This window comes from Methylocystis sp. (assembly GCF_051062815.1).
Lineage (GTDB): Bacteria > Pseudomonadota > Alphaproteobacteria > Rhizobiales > Beijerinckiaceae > Methylocystis.
Window position 1 is genome coordinate 1 of record NZ_JBPFDU010000048.1, and the last position, 14,617, is coordinate 14,617.

Consider the following 14,617-nt stretch of genomic DNA (forward strand, 5'->3'; position numbering starts at 1 on the left):
TGCCACGAGCCACCCTCGCCCTGCGCGAACGCCCTATCGTAAGCCGGCCGGTTGGCCTTGGCTGCGGCGATCTGCAACGCCTCGCGCGTCGCCAGCGCCTCATTCCCGGTTCCGAGACCCATGACGAATTCCGAAACGCGCGGCGCTTGGCTTTCGAAACGGCGCTCAGCAACATCGGCGATGGCTTGTCGCGCCTCGGGCGACGTGTTCGCCGACGATCTGGCGAGCGCCCTGGTCGTTTCGCCGCCCATGTCGGCGACGACGACAGGCTGGCCAGCGCCTTGCGCGACCCTCATAGCAGCTTCGTCAAGTTGCTGGCCGCCCGCCGCCGCGTCGCGGGTAAGCGCCACAGCAATGCGCCTCTCGGCCTCTGCGTTCGGTCTGACGAGGCCCTGCACCTTGTTGGCGACGGCGCCACCCGCGCCGATGACGCCCTCAACGGCGGCCGGAGCCACCGCGCCGAGCGCGCCGCCGATCGCCGCAGAGTGCAACGCAGCGCGCGGGTCTTTCGTATCGGCGAACTCTGCCGCGCCCGATACGCCTGCGCCAATGGCTGCGCCCTGCGCCGTGCGGCCCGCGAGTGACGCCGCAGGAGCGACGGGAACCGCAGCGATTTGCGAGCCAATGCCGATGGCCGATCCGACACCGGCCGCAACCGGACTCTGTCGCGTCGCCGCTTCGTCAACGTCCTTGACGTAATTGTATTCCTGCTCAAACGGCTTGCCGCTTTGCAGAGACATGATGCCGGCTTTGATGTTTCGAGTCGCGTTCAACGTCGCCATATTCGCCGCGTTCGACAGCGTCGCATAGATCGGACTTTCGGCCCCGGCGGCTTTCAACAAAATCTTGTCAGCGCGCGTGCGAAGCTCTCCGGCAAGTTTCTGCCCCTCGGGACTAACCATCGCTTCGTCGGCAGATGCGTTTCGCGCCGCTAAGTCATCAGGTGAAGCGTCGAACTGATCGAATGGATTAGCAGCGACAGTCTCCGCCACCTGTTGATCGGGAGCCGCGTCAAATTGATCGAATGGGTTTTCCAACGTCGTCGCTCCTTACTGTCCAAGAATTGCGGCGGACGCGCCGTCGCCATACTTCGCGTCGAAGTGCGAACGCAGGCCAGGGTTTGTTTGCAGCATCTGGATTGCGCCGGGCGGAATCGCAACTTGAGGTGCTGGCGCTGCGCTGCGCTGCGCCTGAACGGGCTGGCCAGTTGGCGCTGGCGTTGTCGTCGTCGCAGGCGCGACGTGATCACCCGGCTCGTAAAAGTCGCCGCCGCGAAGCTCCTGGGCGCGCCTCTTGTTGAATGCGACGCGTCTGGTTGCAAGCTCGCGCGCTCGTTTGAAAATCTTCTGCCGAACTGCATGTGGTTGACTCGACGAACCCTGCACTTCAAGCAGCACCTTGCGCTCGCCTTCAGTCGGCATTCCGCCAAACGTCGCCTTGAGCGATTCAAGCGCTTGGCCGGTGATGATATTGTCCAAGTCTTGCGTTTCGGCCGAGCCGGGAACGCCAATGACAGAACCGAATTTTGCCGCAGCGCCAGCGCCGGGGAACCCGTAAGCATCCTTACTCACCTTAGCGGCCTGATCGAGCGCCGACACGGCGTTCTCGCCAGCCATGACTAGCTCATCAGCCTCGAGTATCGCCTTGCGATCAGATGCGGTCAGCGTCGGATTCGCTCGCTTGGTTTCGAGTTTCCTGGTTTCCAGCGCCAAATCGCGGACGAACTTACGTCCTTCTTTCGCTTCGTCGGCTTGCGTCGCGCGCCTGTCTTCAAGAAGCTTATTGTTCCACTGGAACGCCGTGTCCGGCGATATCATCGGCATAAGTTCGGCGTGAATCTCCTGAATGTTGCTGGAGTCGCTGCTTGTCGATTTGCCATCTGGGCCGGTTCGCGTGATGCGTAAGCCCGCAGGTTTTCCGTCCTTGTCTTTCAGCAATTCCGCGTTCGTGCTCCATCCCGCATCAGCCATGTAGCGCTTGTTACCAAAAAGCTTGTTTATGCCGCTTTTGACGCCCTCCAAATCACCAGCTTGAAACGCCTGCTCAATGCCGCCGACGGTTTCGATTCCGAGCCTGACTCCTTCGTCTTTCACAAAGCCGTTCCACGCTTTTGCTTTGTCGACCTGTCCGCGCGCCAAATAGGCGTCGCGAACCATCGGTGCGGCTTTGGCGAGATACGCGTCATACGTCGACGCATATTTTTGCGGATTTGCCTTAAACTCCGTGTCTGCCGCCTGAGCGGCGGCAGCATTCGTGTCGCGCTCAGCCCTTGTGTCGGCGAGTTCCTGTTCCTCGCTCGCGCCCTTGGCGGCCAAATATTTCGAATAAGCGGCGTCTTTATCCATATCACTGACGGTTTTCATTCCGCCTGCAACGCCTTCAATGAAAGCCCCAAGGCCGCGACCAAGATTCGCCATCGAAATATCCTCCAATTATCGACTGATGCCGCGTGGTTGCGGCAGTAATTCATTCATCAGGTCGAGCGCATCGGGCTTCTTCGACGAAGCGGCGGCAGCGACAGACCTAGAAGGCGCTGATTGACTGCGACCAAATGCGCCAGCGATGTAGTTCTGCCGTCCGCTGAAGTTGTCGCCAGCGGCCGGATTCGCATCAGTATAGCCGCGCGGTCGCTCATATCGCATTCCGGCAATCGTCAACTCGTTAGGATTTCTCGCCGAGTTGACGCGCGCGCTCTCCGGCCGCGAGCGAAGCTCCTGTAGCGCGAAGTCGGCTTGCTGTTGCCATGACGGCTTGTTGGTGCCGGCGAATTTAAACATTGCGTCGCGACGTTCATTGCGATGGCCCCATAGGCCGAAGCCTGTCCCTTTGTCGTGCACGACGTTCGGGTTCAAATTACTCTCGGCGACGGCCATCCCCGAAAGCATCGCGGCTTCGTTGCGCGTCGCGCCGCGATTCACGAAATGATCGTAGAGCGCGGCCTGTGTCAGTCCGCCGCCTGTCGAGCCGGTTCCGCTCGCGATGGGGGTAGCCTGAGAACTCGCCGGAGTCGCACCGCCATCAACTGGCGAGGCGGGTTGAGCGTCGCGCTCCAACAGAAGTTTCTGAATGAGCGCGTCGCGATCGCTTTGAGCCACCGCACCGTAGCCGCTTGCGACGCCCTGCATGAGTGATCCGATTCCGCCGCCGATGCTCATATCGCTTTCCTCAATTCATCTTCGATCGAATGAGCGCACTGGCTCGCTCGCCCCAATCCTTGACGCCGCGCCGGTCCAGCTCGATTCCGATGTCGATGCGCCGGCCGAAGTGCTCCGCGAACGAATCCGCTAATGGTAAGTGTTCGACGCACCCAAGGATGTTGATGAGGCGCTCGGTCGAGGCTTCTTCGATGTCGATTTCGTCGTCCATCAGCACAAGCCGCGCGGTTTCATTTTGGCTTTTCCGGCGGGGGCTTTCAGCACCGGTTTCTTGCCGACGGAAGAAATCTTCTTCGCTGCCGGGGCTTTGGATTTAACGGTCTTGCGAGCCATGTTGTGTTCCCACCTTTCGAACGTCAGACCAGTTTGCGTTGGTCCGGCAAAATCAATTCAACTTACGCGCCGTAATTGCCTGCGGTCAGCGTCGCGAGCACGACAGCCTTGCCGTTCAACGTGGCGCAGACCTTGAACGCCGTCTTTGCGGTATCGGTGATCTCCAGAATGAAGATGCCGGTTGCAAGCGTCTGCACGCGGACTGCCTTCTTGGCGGAGTAAATCTGAAGCACGGTTCCAGACGCTGACTTGTTGGTGACGGTGCCAGAAGCGGTCGTCCCAGTGAGACCAGCGCCAGACGCCGCGTCCGACAACCACACGTCGAGATGATGGACCGCCGCAACAGCGTCGCCGTTTTCATCGGTCACGGTAATCGTGACTTCAGATACGTTCGATCCGCCGGCCGCCGCAACGCCGGTGATGTTGCGCGCTTCGCCGCCCGGCGGGATCATCTCCGCGCCAGCGGGGGCGATGCCGTTTAATGTGATGCCGCGAAGATCGCCAAGGTTATATTCATCGGTTTGAACCATCATGCCAATCATAGGGACCGGCACACCGTTGACCACGACCGTCCAGCCAGGAGGCGCGGCAACCGTGCTTAGATTCGGCGGTCCGGGCGATGTCAGCATGATGGCGCGATCTTTCGTTAAGATACCGGGACGGGATCATGGGAGAATCCCGCCCCGGCCTATGCGGGGATCGCGGACCCGCAAGCTTTTATGAAATCGGAATCAGGCCGCGCGATCGGCCGCAGAATCACAGTCTGAAGCACCGTTCGCGAAGTACAAGCAAAAAGCGCATGAGCGCGCAAAAAAAAGCCAGCAAAGCGCGGCAAACGCTCTGCTGGCTCACTTCAATTTAAGCGCCTATGCCGCGCGCACGTCCTGCAACTTCCGCTCCAATACTTCGACGGTGCAGACGCCAGCCAAATGCGCGGCTTCCAACGCCGTTCGTGCGCGTCTCGCCTCTTCCGCAACACCGGCTTTCGATCCTGCAACCGTGGCGACGACGACCCTCACGCGGCCATGAACCTCGCGGACGGCCTCGACGACCGCTTCCGGCGTCGAGGCGAAGTTGGTTCCGGCCGGCCAAGAGGCGATCTCATCCTGGCTCAGGCCGAACGTGCCGGAGCCGACCGCATAGATCACGACGCCGGCATGCGCCTCGCGCTCAGCTTGCGCAGGCTTAGGAGTGGCGGGAGCGAGTTGCGGGGCCGATGCGCCAGCCGTCACGTTCCTGACGCCCCAGGCCATGCGCCCGTCGCCCAGATCGACCGCCTCAAGCGATAGCTCGCGGCTCCAGCCGGGCTTGAGCGCCTCGCAATCCACCGTGAGCGTGAACTGATCCTCGCCCTTGCCCTCGACGATCCGCATGACGCGCGTCTCGCGATATAGCAGATTCTTGGGCGGCTCCGATTTCGTGACAATCAGGATAGCCACTTCGTTTGAGAACATGCCGTATCGACGGACCAATTCGAGTCCGTCTTTCTCGCCAACATCGACCGCGACAATCGCGAGCGCGATATCGTTCTCGCGCAATTTGTAGCCAAAGCCATTCGCCGCAAGATCACACTTCGCGTCTTCGCGAACGTAGATCGGGAGTCGAGTATTGATGTTGCGAAGTGCAGCCGCGAGTTTGATATGATCCATGTCAGTAGCGCCGACCGCGCTAACGGCACGCGGCTTGCCAGTCGGTAGGTTCATGAATCCGCGCTGAAGACGGAAGCTCTTACCTCCGCCGCTCTGCATCGAGGCAAGATCGCCGCCGGCCACCATTACCGCCAATTCCGCCGTGAGCGCTCGCGCTGCGTCTTCGTCGTCGCTGACCATAAAGTGGACGCCGCGTTCGGGCAGCAGCATCTTCACAAGGTCGCGCTGATTGCTGTCGCCATGTTGAATCCATCCGCTAGTCATTTCCGCTTCTCCTATTTCAATCTGCCCTATGCCGAAACTCTCAACGCCGACGACGACGCCACAGTGGGCGAAACGCCGATCGTTCTCGTTCTGAAGTCATGCGCTCCGCATCGGCTTCGTCCGTCGCTTGCACTTCAGCGTCGTCTTCGCCTTCCGCTTCGTCGCCGTCGATTGCATTGAACGCCGCAAGCGCATCGCCGCTGGCCATGTTTGTTGTCGGCGCGTCGGTCTTTTCGATGATCTCGCCTTCAATCGTGTTGGCGCTATCATCATCATCACGCTGCGAAATAGGTTGCAGCGCCGTGCCCTGCGCGCGTTCGACGATTGCTGCAAATACGTTTTGCTGATTAACTTGAATCGGCTGCTCTTTGAGGATTCCGAGATGGCGACCCAGTATCTCATTGGCGCGCAGCTTGTCGTTAAACTCGATATCAACATCACGTCCTATCGGCTCACCCGTCTTCTTGTCGTAATGCTCTCTAATCCGAATCTTTTTGATCGCACGGCGTGTGACCTTCGGCATACGACGAACAGGCAACAAGTCGTCATTTTCATCAAACACGTCTTTGGGATCGACAAACGCCGATGCTGCTAGTTCTTCGAGAACGCGATCCGGGCGAACACCAAGCTGTTCAAGTCGTTCCTTACGCAACTCATCGACAAGTGCAACTACGTTAGGGTTTGACAGGACTTCTTGAGCGGAGATTCTAGCAATCTTGTATGCGTATCCCGCAAGCCTCGCAGACTCTGCACCATTGCCAGACATCGCATAGTGTTCTGCGAAACGGCGTTGGCGCGTCGTCAACGCTCGCGTCGAAGTTTCTGCCGCAGCACTCACTATCCAATCTCCCTACTTCGACGACTTCGACAAAGCGCCATTGCGCTCACGCGACTTCGCAACATCATATCGAATCCACGCAAGAACATTCGCTGGCCATAGCTGCTTCGCGGCCCTCTGCAACTCGCGTTGCGTTTCGCACACATGAACATTTGCACCGCGTCGCATCAGTTGCATAATCGCGTTAGAGCGAAGTTCTTCGCAAAGCGGCTTGTGATCCGACATGATCTGAGCGCAACGGGGATAGATGCCATTGTGCGCAAACACGCGAGCAACCCACACGTCGTTCTCGCAGTCGATCGGACCCGCAATGATCGGGTCACATGCTCCGCGCAGGAAGCGATCGTAATCAAAGCCCTTGGCCATTTGCGACCTCCATATGCGCCGCGTCTCTGAACGTAGCTATCTTCGCGCGCATCGCTCTGTTGCTTGCGCACTCGGCCCTCAACCTCGATTCAAGCTCTGCGATGCGCCGTTTGGCTTCAACCAACTCCATTTCGTCGCCCGTTTTGTTGCTTGCGGATTTCGTTGCAGCAACAGAACTGCGCCGGAGCGCGCGCCAGCGTCTGGAGCGCTCCGTGCTGGTCATGGCTCTCTCCCCGATCGGCGGCCTGGGCATATTGCTCATTCTGTTATGTTATAACGTTGCAGCAACGATATGCGTGCATCCTGATTCTGGCAAGTAAAACATATCCGATTTTTCGCCGCGCGTGCCGGCCGAAACTCTTGGGATTCCAGCCGGCCGGGAGTGACGATCGTCACTTCGTCTAAATAATTGATATAATTACTGCTTCTCCCAATTGAAGTGACGAAAGTGATAGTCGACCATAGTTCACATAAGGGAGCCCACAACCCTATTGCTAACAAGTTACTACTACCGATAGTTACTTGGCACTAAAAACTCCATTTACTGGTCATTTAAGAAATATCGTCACTGTCGTCACTTATTTATGGTAATGTATTGATATTTAAGACCAATAATGGAGTGATGACAGATTTTTCTCGTCACTCCTTCGTCACTGTCCTCACTTCGCGACCAACTCCCACATTGGATATCCGTCGAGCCTCTTCGTAGACCTCCCCCAACCAAGGTGGCGCAAAATCTCCTTCACGCGGTTTTGATCGGCTCTCCCAAACTTCGAAGTATCCAATCCGAGCGCCATATTCGCGATATCGACAAGACGAACACGATGGCCCGGATTAATGCCAGCAAGCCAATCTGCAATTGGCTCCACCCATGCGTCATGATCGATTCTGCCTTGTTGTTCCGGCTGCATATACCTTTCTTCAAAGTCTCTATTTGGCCACCATTGTTCACCCGCCTTGAAGGCGGCGACGGCCTCTGCAAATAAAAGGTCGCGATCTGCCCTTAGTTCTTCGTGCAGCAAGTTGCCGCCAACCTTCACAGGCCAAAAACGGCGTCCGCCTGTTGGGTCTTTCAAATATCGCTCATCATTAGTGGTCCCCACAAAAACACATTGGCGCGGCTCATGAACCTCATTCCTTCCGTATGGGGGACGATATTTTTCGACTTGCCGCGTGAGAAATTGCTTCAGATGATTGCTTTCAGTTTTCGACATTGACGAAAGCTCGGCGATCTCGATCAGCCACTTGCCTCGAATATGTTGCGAGCATTCCTTGTCTTTCGTGATGTCTGGCAAGGCGTCTGAAAACCATTCTTCACCAGCTAACGCTTTGCAAATCGTGCTTTTGAGCGCGCCCTGCAATCCCTCCAATATCAGCGTGTAATCGACCTTGCATCCGGGTTTGTAGATGCGCGCGACCATTGCAATCATGAACATATAGCCGACCGCTTGCGTGTAATCGGTATTCTCCGCGCCAAGGTAATCGCTAAGCCACATGTCAACACGCGACTTCCCATCCCAATGCAGGCTATCGAGGTAATCTTTAACGGGATGGAATGCGCGACCTTCCTCTCTCGCACGCAAGTCGATTCCAGCCCTGATCGGATCGATGCCGATCTTCGACATTCCGCATGATTGGAGCCATTCTTGAACTTGCGTGCAATGTTGATCGGTTAATTGACTTGGTTTCGTCCATGCAACGCCGCCGCCGTTAGATACTCGCGGAAGTGGCTGCATTACATAAACAGAGCAATTCATCTCGTCATATGCGAAAGCCTGCTCAAGCTCGGATGCATGGCGAAGCGCAACCATCACGTTTTCAAGATTTGATATTAGTCGCTTGTCATCATCGAACTTGGCATGTTCGAGCCAAGCGGCCTTCGGCTTGTCACTCCAAGGCCGGTCGCCGCCTTCCACTGGTTTATCGATAAGATAAAACGGCGGGGATTTATCGAACATGCTGACGCGCGGCGCGCCGCGTTCGAGCGCGAGCTTTCCAATCCACGACGACGCTACGCCGTATGGGTCGCGGACTTTTTTTCCTTTAAACTCGTCCGGCGAAGCGACGATATCGCCTACCAAAACCTCCCTCGATGAGTTTCCGCCAAGCTGGACTTTGATCGGAAAGTCGCCATCCAAGACGCGCTCATAAACCGCGCGTCGAGCCATCGGCTCGAACTCGTCGATGTTGGCCTGGGCCTCATCGTCCGTCATGATGCCGGCTGCAACCTTCGCTTTGAAGGAAATAGATCGAATCTTCACCATTGAGGCGATGACAGCTTCGTTTGCTTCAGCAACCTCCGGCGCGTCGTCTTCTGGCTGTGCATCTTGCGCGCCATGTTCTTCATCCGCTATCTCGCCGGTATTTGGATCGTGCGAAGGCTCCGGTTTGCGATGATTTTTTTTAGGCTTGTCGGCCGCCCAACGGAATCCGACGGCCCTTGGATCGAGACCGAGTTTGCCGCACAACCACCGACTCGCCTCGATCGCATCCCTGGCCGGCAGGAACTCTTGCACGATGTCGATGGCCGTGCGCCCGACCTCAACGCCGAAGTCCCTGATGCCGCCGGGCGCAAAGCTGATATCCTCTTGTAGATCACGCCGTCCGCGATCTTCAGAAGCGACGCGCAAAACCCCACTGGCCAGCTTTTTATAGCGCGGGAAGATTGCCGGAACCCATTTATCGTAGTTGCGAATTGCCGCGTCGTTCACAGCTCGCCATGGTGTTGGCGCGTCGCTCGCATCCGCCTTCGGATGATCCTTCGTCGCATCACCATGGCCGGCCTGAGCCTTTTCCGCAGCGCCTCCTGCGTCGAACTCATCAACACGAGCCGTAAGCAATTCGATCGTCTTCGGCGCTTCATGAATGCCAGACGGCGAGCCGTCTATCAGTCGTCCAGTAATCGTAAGGAAGCGGCGGTTCCCGTATATCTCAACGTCAGCATGATGATTCACACGCTGACCGACAATCTTAGTGCCGGTGATGATGTGAACACCGTTTCCGCTCGGGCTCCACTCGGCGTAACTCTCTTTGAGATACAACACTTCTGCGACGTGCGGAGCGAGATTGCCATCTTCGTCGCGAACGTCGTCCAGATCGATGGCTGTGAAGTGGATATCATCTTCGAAGATAAACCCGACGCCTTCAAGATTGCGAATGCGCGATAGCCGTATAGCCGTCTTAAAATCAACGCACTCCCTATCTGGATTAGACCAGATGGCGGCGCGGCCAGTGCGGACGTTGACGGGAACCTTGTTTCGCTTGCCGTTGCGGACCTCGAAGCGCCACCCCACCCAACGTGGAATAGCTTTCAACTCGGTAGGGATGTTGTCGAGAAGGTTCGAGGCGAAAGCACCAAGATGGCTGGCGTCGCCAGCCTCGGCTCGCTCCTCGAAAATTTCTCCCGCAGGAATCCTACCAGTGAGCGAAGCGCTCCCGGCTCGGGTGTCCATAGCAGAGACGGCCTCGGGCGCATCCTGTGGCTCCGCCGGGCCGAATGTGCGCTCTACGGCCGCACGAAACTCATCGATAGAGATGACATTCTCGGTGACCGGTCTTGCGGCGACCTCGGCGCGATGCGCTTCGTCGTCGAAGTCAGGGCGGTCGAAGGATTTATCCGTGTAGAGAACGAATCCGAAGCGAGCCATCGTCAGCGCCTTCCATTTTTGGCGCGAGGCGCGACAGCTTTTTCTTGAAAAATCGGGCATGATTCGATAGTCATTTTCTCATTCCAATGTCGTGAGCGGCCTTCAGCAAGCCGCGATGAATTGAAGGCCGGGACGCGTCGAGCGTCCCGGCTTTTTTTGCTTTTTCAGGCTGCTAGTTCTGCCGCAAACTCGGCGAGCGGGCGAAGGCCCTTGTGATACCAATCGCCAGTTTCGATCCGCACGAATTCGTAGATTCGCCGCGCCGCTTCGTATTCAGAGACGCGCCAGACGTGAGACGCGAGGCCGATTGCGCCGACGCCGGATTTGCCACACGCCGTGTCCGTCCATTCAACGCGGGGGTGAGCGCACTCCGGATTGTTGCCCACAGAGATAGAGGCAGGCAGGCGGGTAAACAGGTATTGAGTTCTTCGGCGCTGGCCTCTATCGAATCGCTTAGCGAGCAAAACTGGGCCGCACTCGATCAAGCGGTTCACCCGATCAATAAAGGCGCTCTGCGCCACGCTCGGCTCTTGAGAAAAATCTGATTCGGCTGTAGGTCTCATAGCTCATCGAGCCTCCTTGTTGCTCGGTTGTTTCCGTCTCCGGCGTTGGGCGCGCCTCGGCGGTCTTCTGGAAAATTTCGACATTCACTTTCGGCCGGCGCTGCGAAGGCGTCGGCCGCTTTCTTTTTCAAGCCGCGCTGGCGGCGTGCTCGCGCTCCGCGAGAGGCGCGCCAGCGTGGCTTGCGGGGGTGGTGGAAGACGCGGTCGAACGGCGCGCCCTGGGGTCGCGATGCTCGATTATGGGCGAGATTTTAGCGGCGACCCAGGCGTCGATATCGCCCCTGCGGTAGATGCAAGTTCCCAAGATTTTTCGATACGCCGGGCCATTGCCGCGCCCTGCCATCGTGGACAGATTCGCCGCCGTCGATCCAACGCCGTATCGGCGACGAAGATATGCTGATGCCTCGGGGCGACGAAGCAAATCGTCGTCATGTTCGCCGGGAAGCGCGACGCCAAATGAGATGATTTCTTGAGTCTGATTCACGACCTTCGCTCCTTCGTTAATCGGGAGCGAGTGCGCATGCGCTCGCAGCCCGAGAGCATGAACGACGCCTTGCGTCGTTCATATCAGCTCATCGGCTTCAAGCACGTCCAGCGCTGTCAGTCGGAACTCGTCTTCCGCATCGACGGCGGCTACGAGAGCGTTTCAGGCTCGGGCACGTGCAGCGCCGTCGCCGCTCGCCTCCCTTTCGTCGATTGGGCGAGCGAGAATAGGATGCGCTGATTCCGATTGTTTTGACAAGCGCGTTTGCGTTCGAAAAAGTTTCCCCTGCTAACACGCGTCATGCGGGCCGAGCGTTTTCTTCCGCCAGCGTCTCGCGCCGCTGCTCCGCGTCCAGCCATTCGTGAAACGCCGCGACGCTTGCGAAATGCAGTCGCTCGCCGTTCAGGCGCTCGAAAACGACCGACTGCGGCGTAATCGCGCCAGCTCGCGGCACCCTATCGAGTTCGCGCCCAGACAGTCCGGGCGCATGTTGCGGGGTGGGGACGTCGCTCATGGCGCGCGGCCTTCGGTCCGCTCGGCCTCGATCTCGCGCGCGAGCGCTTCGACGCGCGACATACGGGTTTCGGATGGCGGCTGTCTGACGCCGTGTTCGGCAGTGCTGGCGCGCTGTGATCCGATCTTAGCGAGCACCCATTTATCCAGCTCCTCGCGCGTGTAGAGGGCAACATTGCCGGCGCGGAAGTAGTTGGGGCCGCCACCTTCACAGGCCAGCTTGGCGAGCGTCTTTCCTGAACAGAATCCGTATTTTTCCTTGATGTAGTCGCCAGCGTCGGCTCGGCGCAAAAACTTGCGAACGTTCGCCTCGGTCTCAGTCACGTCAAATCTCCGTAACTATTTTTGGGAGCGTGTGCGGAGTGGTTACCGCCTGCTATCGAGAATAATCGGGAGATTCAGATAGAATGCCAAGATATAAACAGCTGGAAAGTCCGTAAATGCTTGAAATTTAATGTTTTGATCTACTGTTTCGTGCTTACTTACATATCAATGATGTTTGATGATTGCGAATTGCATACTACTATATTGCGCAATCAATGAAATAAGCACGAAACAGTGGGTCGCCAGACTCACTTCCCGCCCTGGCGGCGAATCGGCACCACGTCGGCGCTTCGCCTTCCCATCATCCCGTCAATGCGATCGCCAATTGCATCAACGGCGCGGCGCAATGGGTCTGCGTCCAAATGCGCGTAACGCTGCGTCGTCGCCGGCTGCGAATGACCGAGCAGTTTGCCGACGATAGGAAGGCCAAGCCCGCCGCCGGCTCCAAGCGAAGCAAAGGAGTGACGAAGATCGTGAAGACGCAAGCCATCGAGGGCGGCCGCTTTCGTGATCGCCGCCCAGGGGCGTTTTAGGTCTGTGCGCGGCCGGCCAGTCTTTGACCCGGCGATGACGTATTCATTGCCGTCGACGCGCGGCATGTCGGCGAGCACTTGTAGGGCGGCGGCGCTTAAATAGACCGGCTTTCGACCCGTCTTCGATGTAGGAAGAAACAGAATCCCGCGCTCTACGTCGACATAACTCCATTTGGCCGCGACGATTTCCTGCAATCGCGCGCCCGTCAGAATCAAAAGACGGATTGCTGCAATGGCGAACGGATCGACAATGGTTCGTCGATTGTCGGCCTTTGGCGCATGTTTCGCCTTCGGCTTGTCATCGTCAACGTCATAGACCAATCCGACAGTCTCAGCTTCATGGAGCGCGTCGCCAAGGCGGGCAAACTCGGCAGATGACAGGAAGCGCTCGCGTCCATGCTCGGGATAGCGCTCGATCCCCTTGGCGGGATTGTCGATCGCCGAGACGATCTTGCGTCGCGCTGCCCAACCCCAAATTGACGAGACGATGGCGAGCGCCCGGTTCGCTAAAGCTGGCGTCTCAGCCATACCCTCATGCAGGCGGGCCGCATCGACATGGCGCAGATCAGTGAAGCGAGTTTTGCCAAAGGCGGGCGCGAGGACGGTCTTTAAAATTCGCTCGTATTCCTTGGCCGTCCGCCCCTTACGCTTCGCCTTAACGTGTGCCGCGAGCCATTCGTCGGCGATCTCGGCGAAGCTCGGAATCGCCTGCGCGGCCCTTTGCTCCGCTACTGGATCTGCCCCGAGACGGACCTTCGCGAGTAGGTCGGCCGCAGCCTTACGAGCCTGAACGGCCGTCAACGTCGCCGTCTTCCCGATCGTGCGGCGGGGTTCGTCGGCGTTGCGCCCTCCACCGCCGACGTAGAACTGCACGACATAGGACTTCACGCCTGAAGGCTGCACGCGCACGCCGAAGCCGGTTAGGTCCGTGTCCCAGGCGATCCACGGCTTTTCGCGCGGCGCGAGCGCGTCGACTGACGTTTTTGTGATCTTGATCTTGTTGCCAGCGTCGGCCATGCCGCCCTCCCCGAATAAGCACCGAATAAGCACCATTTCGTTGGCGAGAGTAAGCGCGAGTTGACGCGATAGTCAATGAGTGTATTGATATCAATCAGTTAGTGATAATGAGTAAACGCCATAAACCATTGAAAATAGGCGACCATCTAATTTGTAATCAGTAGGTCGCGGGTTCGAATCCTGCAACCGGCACCAGTAAAACAAAAATTATGCAAACTTTGACAAAATAGCCGTGATCGCGGACTCGGAGCGGACCCCGAATACAAGCGCACGTCGGCGCTATGCCTTCCCTGCCAGACGCTGGCGGAAATAACGCAGCCCAACCTGCGCCAAGACGATTCGCCTCGCCGCACGACAGACCGCGTGGCGCCGGCCGATGCGCGCAGGCGCGGCAACTGCGCTGCGCCCATCGTCACCGGAGTATGGCGGCTAATCGCCGTCCGGCGCTCCTCCCCCTGCCGCGCCAGTTGTGGTACGGGCCGCGCCGCAATTTTGATGACGCCCTGAGCTCTACAATTTCGTCAGAAGCAACGTTGACACAGCGAGCCCCCGACGACTGACAGTCATCGGCTTCACACGCGCAGTGTTGAGCGTTGAGCTAGGCGCGCGAGGATTTCTCGGGACATTCGTCGGCAATGTCGGCTTCGGGTGGCGCCGCTTCCTCGCGACCGTCTTTGCCCTCGCCTATGATTGGCACGAACCGCGGCTTACAGGACTCATCTCTTCCGCCCTCCAGAGGCGGCGATCGAGAGAGAAAGTCGAGCAACGTCAAATAGGCGAGATCGAGCATGAAATGTCTCCACACGGACGTAAATGGTCCGCGTGGCGAGAAGGAGAAGCGCCAGAGAGACTGCAACATCGGATTATCGGAAGAGTACTTTTACTCGGGATTGGCTCAACTGGCGGTGCAATCCGCAATCGGCGGGCCGCG

17 protein-coding genes are annotated in these 14,617 nt (G+C 58.1%); 1 reads left to right on the forward strand and 16 read right to left on the reverse strand.

What is annotated here, in order from left to right:
- The 12 genes from ACR65W_RS07440 to ACR65W_RS07495 form a co-directional block, all read right to left on the reverse strand.
- The coding region (locus tag ACR65W_RS07440; RefSeq protein ID WP_434502461.1) for a hypothetical protein at nucleotides 1–1,037 on the reverse strand (1,037 nt) is incomplete at its 3' end.
- Nucleotides 1,038–1,049: 12 nt separating this feature from the next.
- Nucleotides 1,050–2,363 (reverse strand): hypothetical protein, encoded by a 1,314-nt coding sequence (locus ACR65W_RS07445; protein WP_434502463.1) that lies wholly within the window; start codon nucleotides 2,361–2,363, stop codon nucleotides 1,050–1,052.
- Between the two features lie 69 nt (nucleotides 2,364–2,432).
- A complete protein-coding gene (locus tag ACR65W_RS07450) occupies nucleotides 2,433–3,155 on the reverse strand; it encodes a phage tail tip lysozyme (RefSeq protein ID WP_434502465.1) in 723 nt (240 codons plus the stop codon).
- Between the two features lie 10 nt (nucleotides 3,156–3,165).
- Nucleotides 3,166–3,366 carry a hypothetical protein gene (locus tag ACR65W_RS07455; RefSeq protein ID WP_434502467.1) on the reverse strand — a complete coding sequence of 67 codons (201 nt, stop codon included), beginning with the start codon at nucleotides 3,364–3,366 and terminating at the stop codon, nucleotides 3,166–3,168.
- Entirely contained in the window at nucleotides 3,366–3,488 is a 123-nt protein-coding gene (locus ACR65W_RS07460) for a hypothetical protein (protein WP_434502469.1), read from the reverse strand. Before ACR65W_RS07460 ends, ACR65W_RS07455 begins: the two co-directional genes overlap by 1 nt.
- A gap of 62 nt (nucleotides 3,489–3,550) precedes the next feature.
- Nucleotides 3,551–4,117, reverse strand: a complete 567-nt coding sequence (locus ACR65W_RS07465) for a hypothetical protein (RefSeq protein WP_434502471.1) — start codon at nucleotides 4,115–4,117, stop codon at nucleotides 3,551–3,553.
- A gap of 237 nt (nucleotides 4,118–4,354) precedes the next feature.
- The gene (locus tag ACR65W_RS07470; RefSeq protein ID WP_434502473.1) at nucleotides 4,355–5,401 is read right to left on the reverse strand and encodes a hypothetical protein; all 1,047 of its coding nucleotides are present in this window, start codon (nucleotides 5,399–5,401) and stop codon (nucleotides 4,355–4,357) included.
- Between the two features lie 40 nt (nucleotides 5,402–5,441).
- Nucleotides 5,442–6,239: a terminase small subunit gene (locus ACR65W_RS07475; RefSeq protein ID WP_434502475.1), complete on the reverse strand. Its 798-nt coding sequence runs from the start codon at nucleotides 6,237–6,239 to the stop codon at nucleotides 5,442–5,444.
- A 12-nt stretch (nucleotides 6,240–6,251) separates the two neighbouring features.
- Nucleotides 6,252–6,605 (reverse strand): hypothetical protein, encoded by a 354-nt coding sequence (locus ACR65W_RS07480; protein ID WP_434502477.1) that lies wholly within the window; start codon nucleotides 6,603–6,605, stop codon nucleotides 6,252–6,254.
- Nucleotides 6,589–6,828, reverse strand: a complete 240-nt coding sequence (locus ACR65W_RS07485; RefSeq protein ID WP_434502478.1) for a hypothetical protein — start codon at nucleotides 6,826–6,828, stop codon at nucleotides 6,589–6,591. Before ACR65W_RS07485 ends, ACR65W_RS07480 begins: the two co-directional genes overlap by 17 nt.
- A 436-nt stretch (nucleotides 6,829–7,264) precedes the next feature.
- On the reverse strand, nucleotides 7,265–10,312 hold the full coding sequence (locus tag ACR65W_RS07490; RefSeq protein ID WP_434502480.1) for a VapE domain-containing protein: 3,048 nt from the start codon (nucleotides 10,310–10,312) through the stop codon (nucleotides 7,265–7,267).
- Between the two features lie 104 nt (nucleotides 10,313–10,416).
- A complete protein-coding gene (locus ACR65W_RS07495; RefSeq protein WP_434502482.1) occupies nucleotides 10,417–10,773 on the reverse strand; it encodes a hypothetical protein in 357 nt (118 codons plus the stop codon).
- A 562-nt stretch (nucleotides 10,774–11,335) separates the two neighbouring features.
- Between ACR65W_RS07495 and ACR65W_RS07500 the strand changes: the two genes are divergently transcribed.
- Nucleotides 11,336–11,539 (forward strand): hypothetical protein, encoded by a 204-nt coding sequence (locus ACR65W_RS07500; protein ID WP_434502484.1) that lies wholly within the window; start codon nucleotides 11,336–11,338, stop codon nucleotides 11,537–11,539.
- A gap of 58 nt (nucleotides 11,540–11,597) precedes the next feature.
- Here the strand turns inward: ACR65W_RS07500 and ACR65W_RS07505 are convergent, their stop codons facing one another.
- From ACR65W_RS07505 to ACR65W_RS07520, 4 genes are all read right to left on the reverse strand, one after another.
- Entirely contained in the window at nucleotides 11,598–11,813 is a 216-nt protein-coding gene (locus tag ACR65W_RS07505) for a hypothetical protein (protein ID WP_434502486.1), read from the reverse strand.
- On the reverse strand, nucleotides 11,810–12,136 hold the full coding sequence (locus tag ACR65W_RS07510) for a hypothetical protein (RefSeq protein WP_434502488.1): 327 nt from the start codon (nucleotides 12,134–12,136) through the stop codon (nucleotides 11,810–11,812). Before ACR65W_RS07510 ends, ACR65W_RS07505 begins: the two co-directional genes overlap by 4 nt.
- A 248-nt stretch (nucleotides 12,137–12,384) precedes the next feature.
- Nucleotides 12,385–13,686: a tyrosine-type recombinase/integrase gene (locus tag ACR65W_RS07515; RefSeq protein ID WP_434502490.1), complete on the reverse strand. Its 1,302-nt coding sequence runs from the start codon at nucleotides 13,684–13,686 to the stop codon at nucleotides 12,385–12,387.
- A gap of 598 nt (nucleotides 13,687–14,284) precedes the next feature.
- Complete coding sequence (locus tag ACR65W_RS07520; protein WP_434498250.1) at nucleotides 14,285–14,545, reverse strand: hypothetical protein; 261 nt, start codon at nucleotides 14,543–14,545, stop codon at nucleotides 14,285–14,287.
- Nucleotides 14,546–14,617 lie beyond the last annotated feature (72 nt).

Excerpts from the sequence above, each read along its gene's own strand:
- ACR65W_RS07520 (WP_434498250.1), bottom strand. The coding sequence starts at position 14,545 with ATGTTGCAGTCTCTCTGGCGCTTCTCCTTCTCGCCACGCGGACCATTT.
- ACR65W_RS07485 (WP_434502478.1), bottom strand. The coding sequence starts at position 6,828 with ATGACCAGCACGGAGCGCTCCAGACGCTGGCGCGCGCTCCGGCGCAGT.
- ACR65W_RS07480 (WP_434502477.1), bottom strand. The coding sequence starts at position 6,605 with ATGGCCAAGGGCTTTGATTACGATCGCTTCCTGCGCGGAGCATGTGAC.
- ACR65W_RS07505 (WP_434502486.1), bottom strand. The coding sequence starts at position 11,813 with ATGAGCGACGTCCCCACCCCGCAACATGCGCCCGGACTGTCTGGGCGC.
- ACR65W_RS07470 (WP_434502473.1), bottom strand. The coding sequence starts at position 5,401 with ATGACTAGCGGATGGATTCAACATGGCGACAGCAATCAGCGCGACCTT.
- ACR65W_RS07450 (WP_434502465.1), bottom strand. The coding sequence starts at position 3,155 with ATGAGCATCGGCGGCGGAATCGGATCACTCATGCAGGGCGTCGCAAGC.
- ACR65W_RS07515 (WP_434502490.1), bottom strand. The coding sequence starts at position 13,686 with ATGGCCGACGCTGGCAACAAGATCAAGATCACAAAAACGTCAGTCGAC.
- ACR65W_RS07500 (WP_434502484.1), top strand. The coding sequence starts at position 11,336 with ATGCGCTCGCAGCCCGAGAGCATGAACGACGCCTTGCGTCGTTCATAT.
- ACR65W_RS07490 (WP_434502480.1), bottom strand. The coding sequence starts at position 10,312 with ATGCCCGATTTTTCAAGAAAAAGCTGTCGCGCCTCGCGCCAAAAATGG.
- ACR65W_RS07465 (WP_434502471.1), bottom strand. The coding sequence starts at position 4,117 with ATGCTGACATCGCCCGGACCGCCGAATCTAAGCACGGTTGCCGCGCCT.
- ACR65W_RS07460 (WP_434502469.1), bottom strand. The coding sequence starts at position 3,488 with ATGGCTCGCAAGACCGTTAAATCCAAAGCCCCGGCAGCGAAGAAGATT.
- ACR65W_RS07445 (WP_434502463.1), bottom strand. The coding sequence starts at position 2,363 with ATGAAAACCGTCAGTGATATGGATAAAGACGCCGCTTATTCGAAATAT.
- ACR65W_RS07455 (WP_434502467.1), bottom strand. The coding sequence starts at position 3,366 with ATGGACGACGAAATCGACATCGAAGAAGCCTCGACCGAGCGCCTCATC.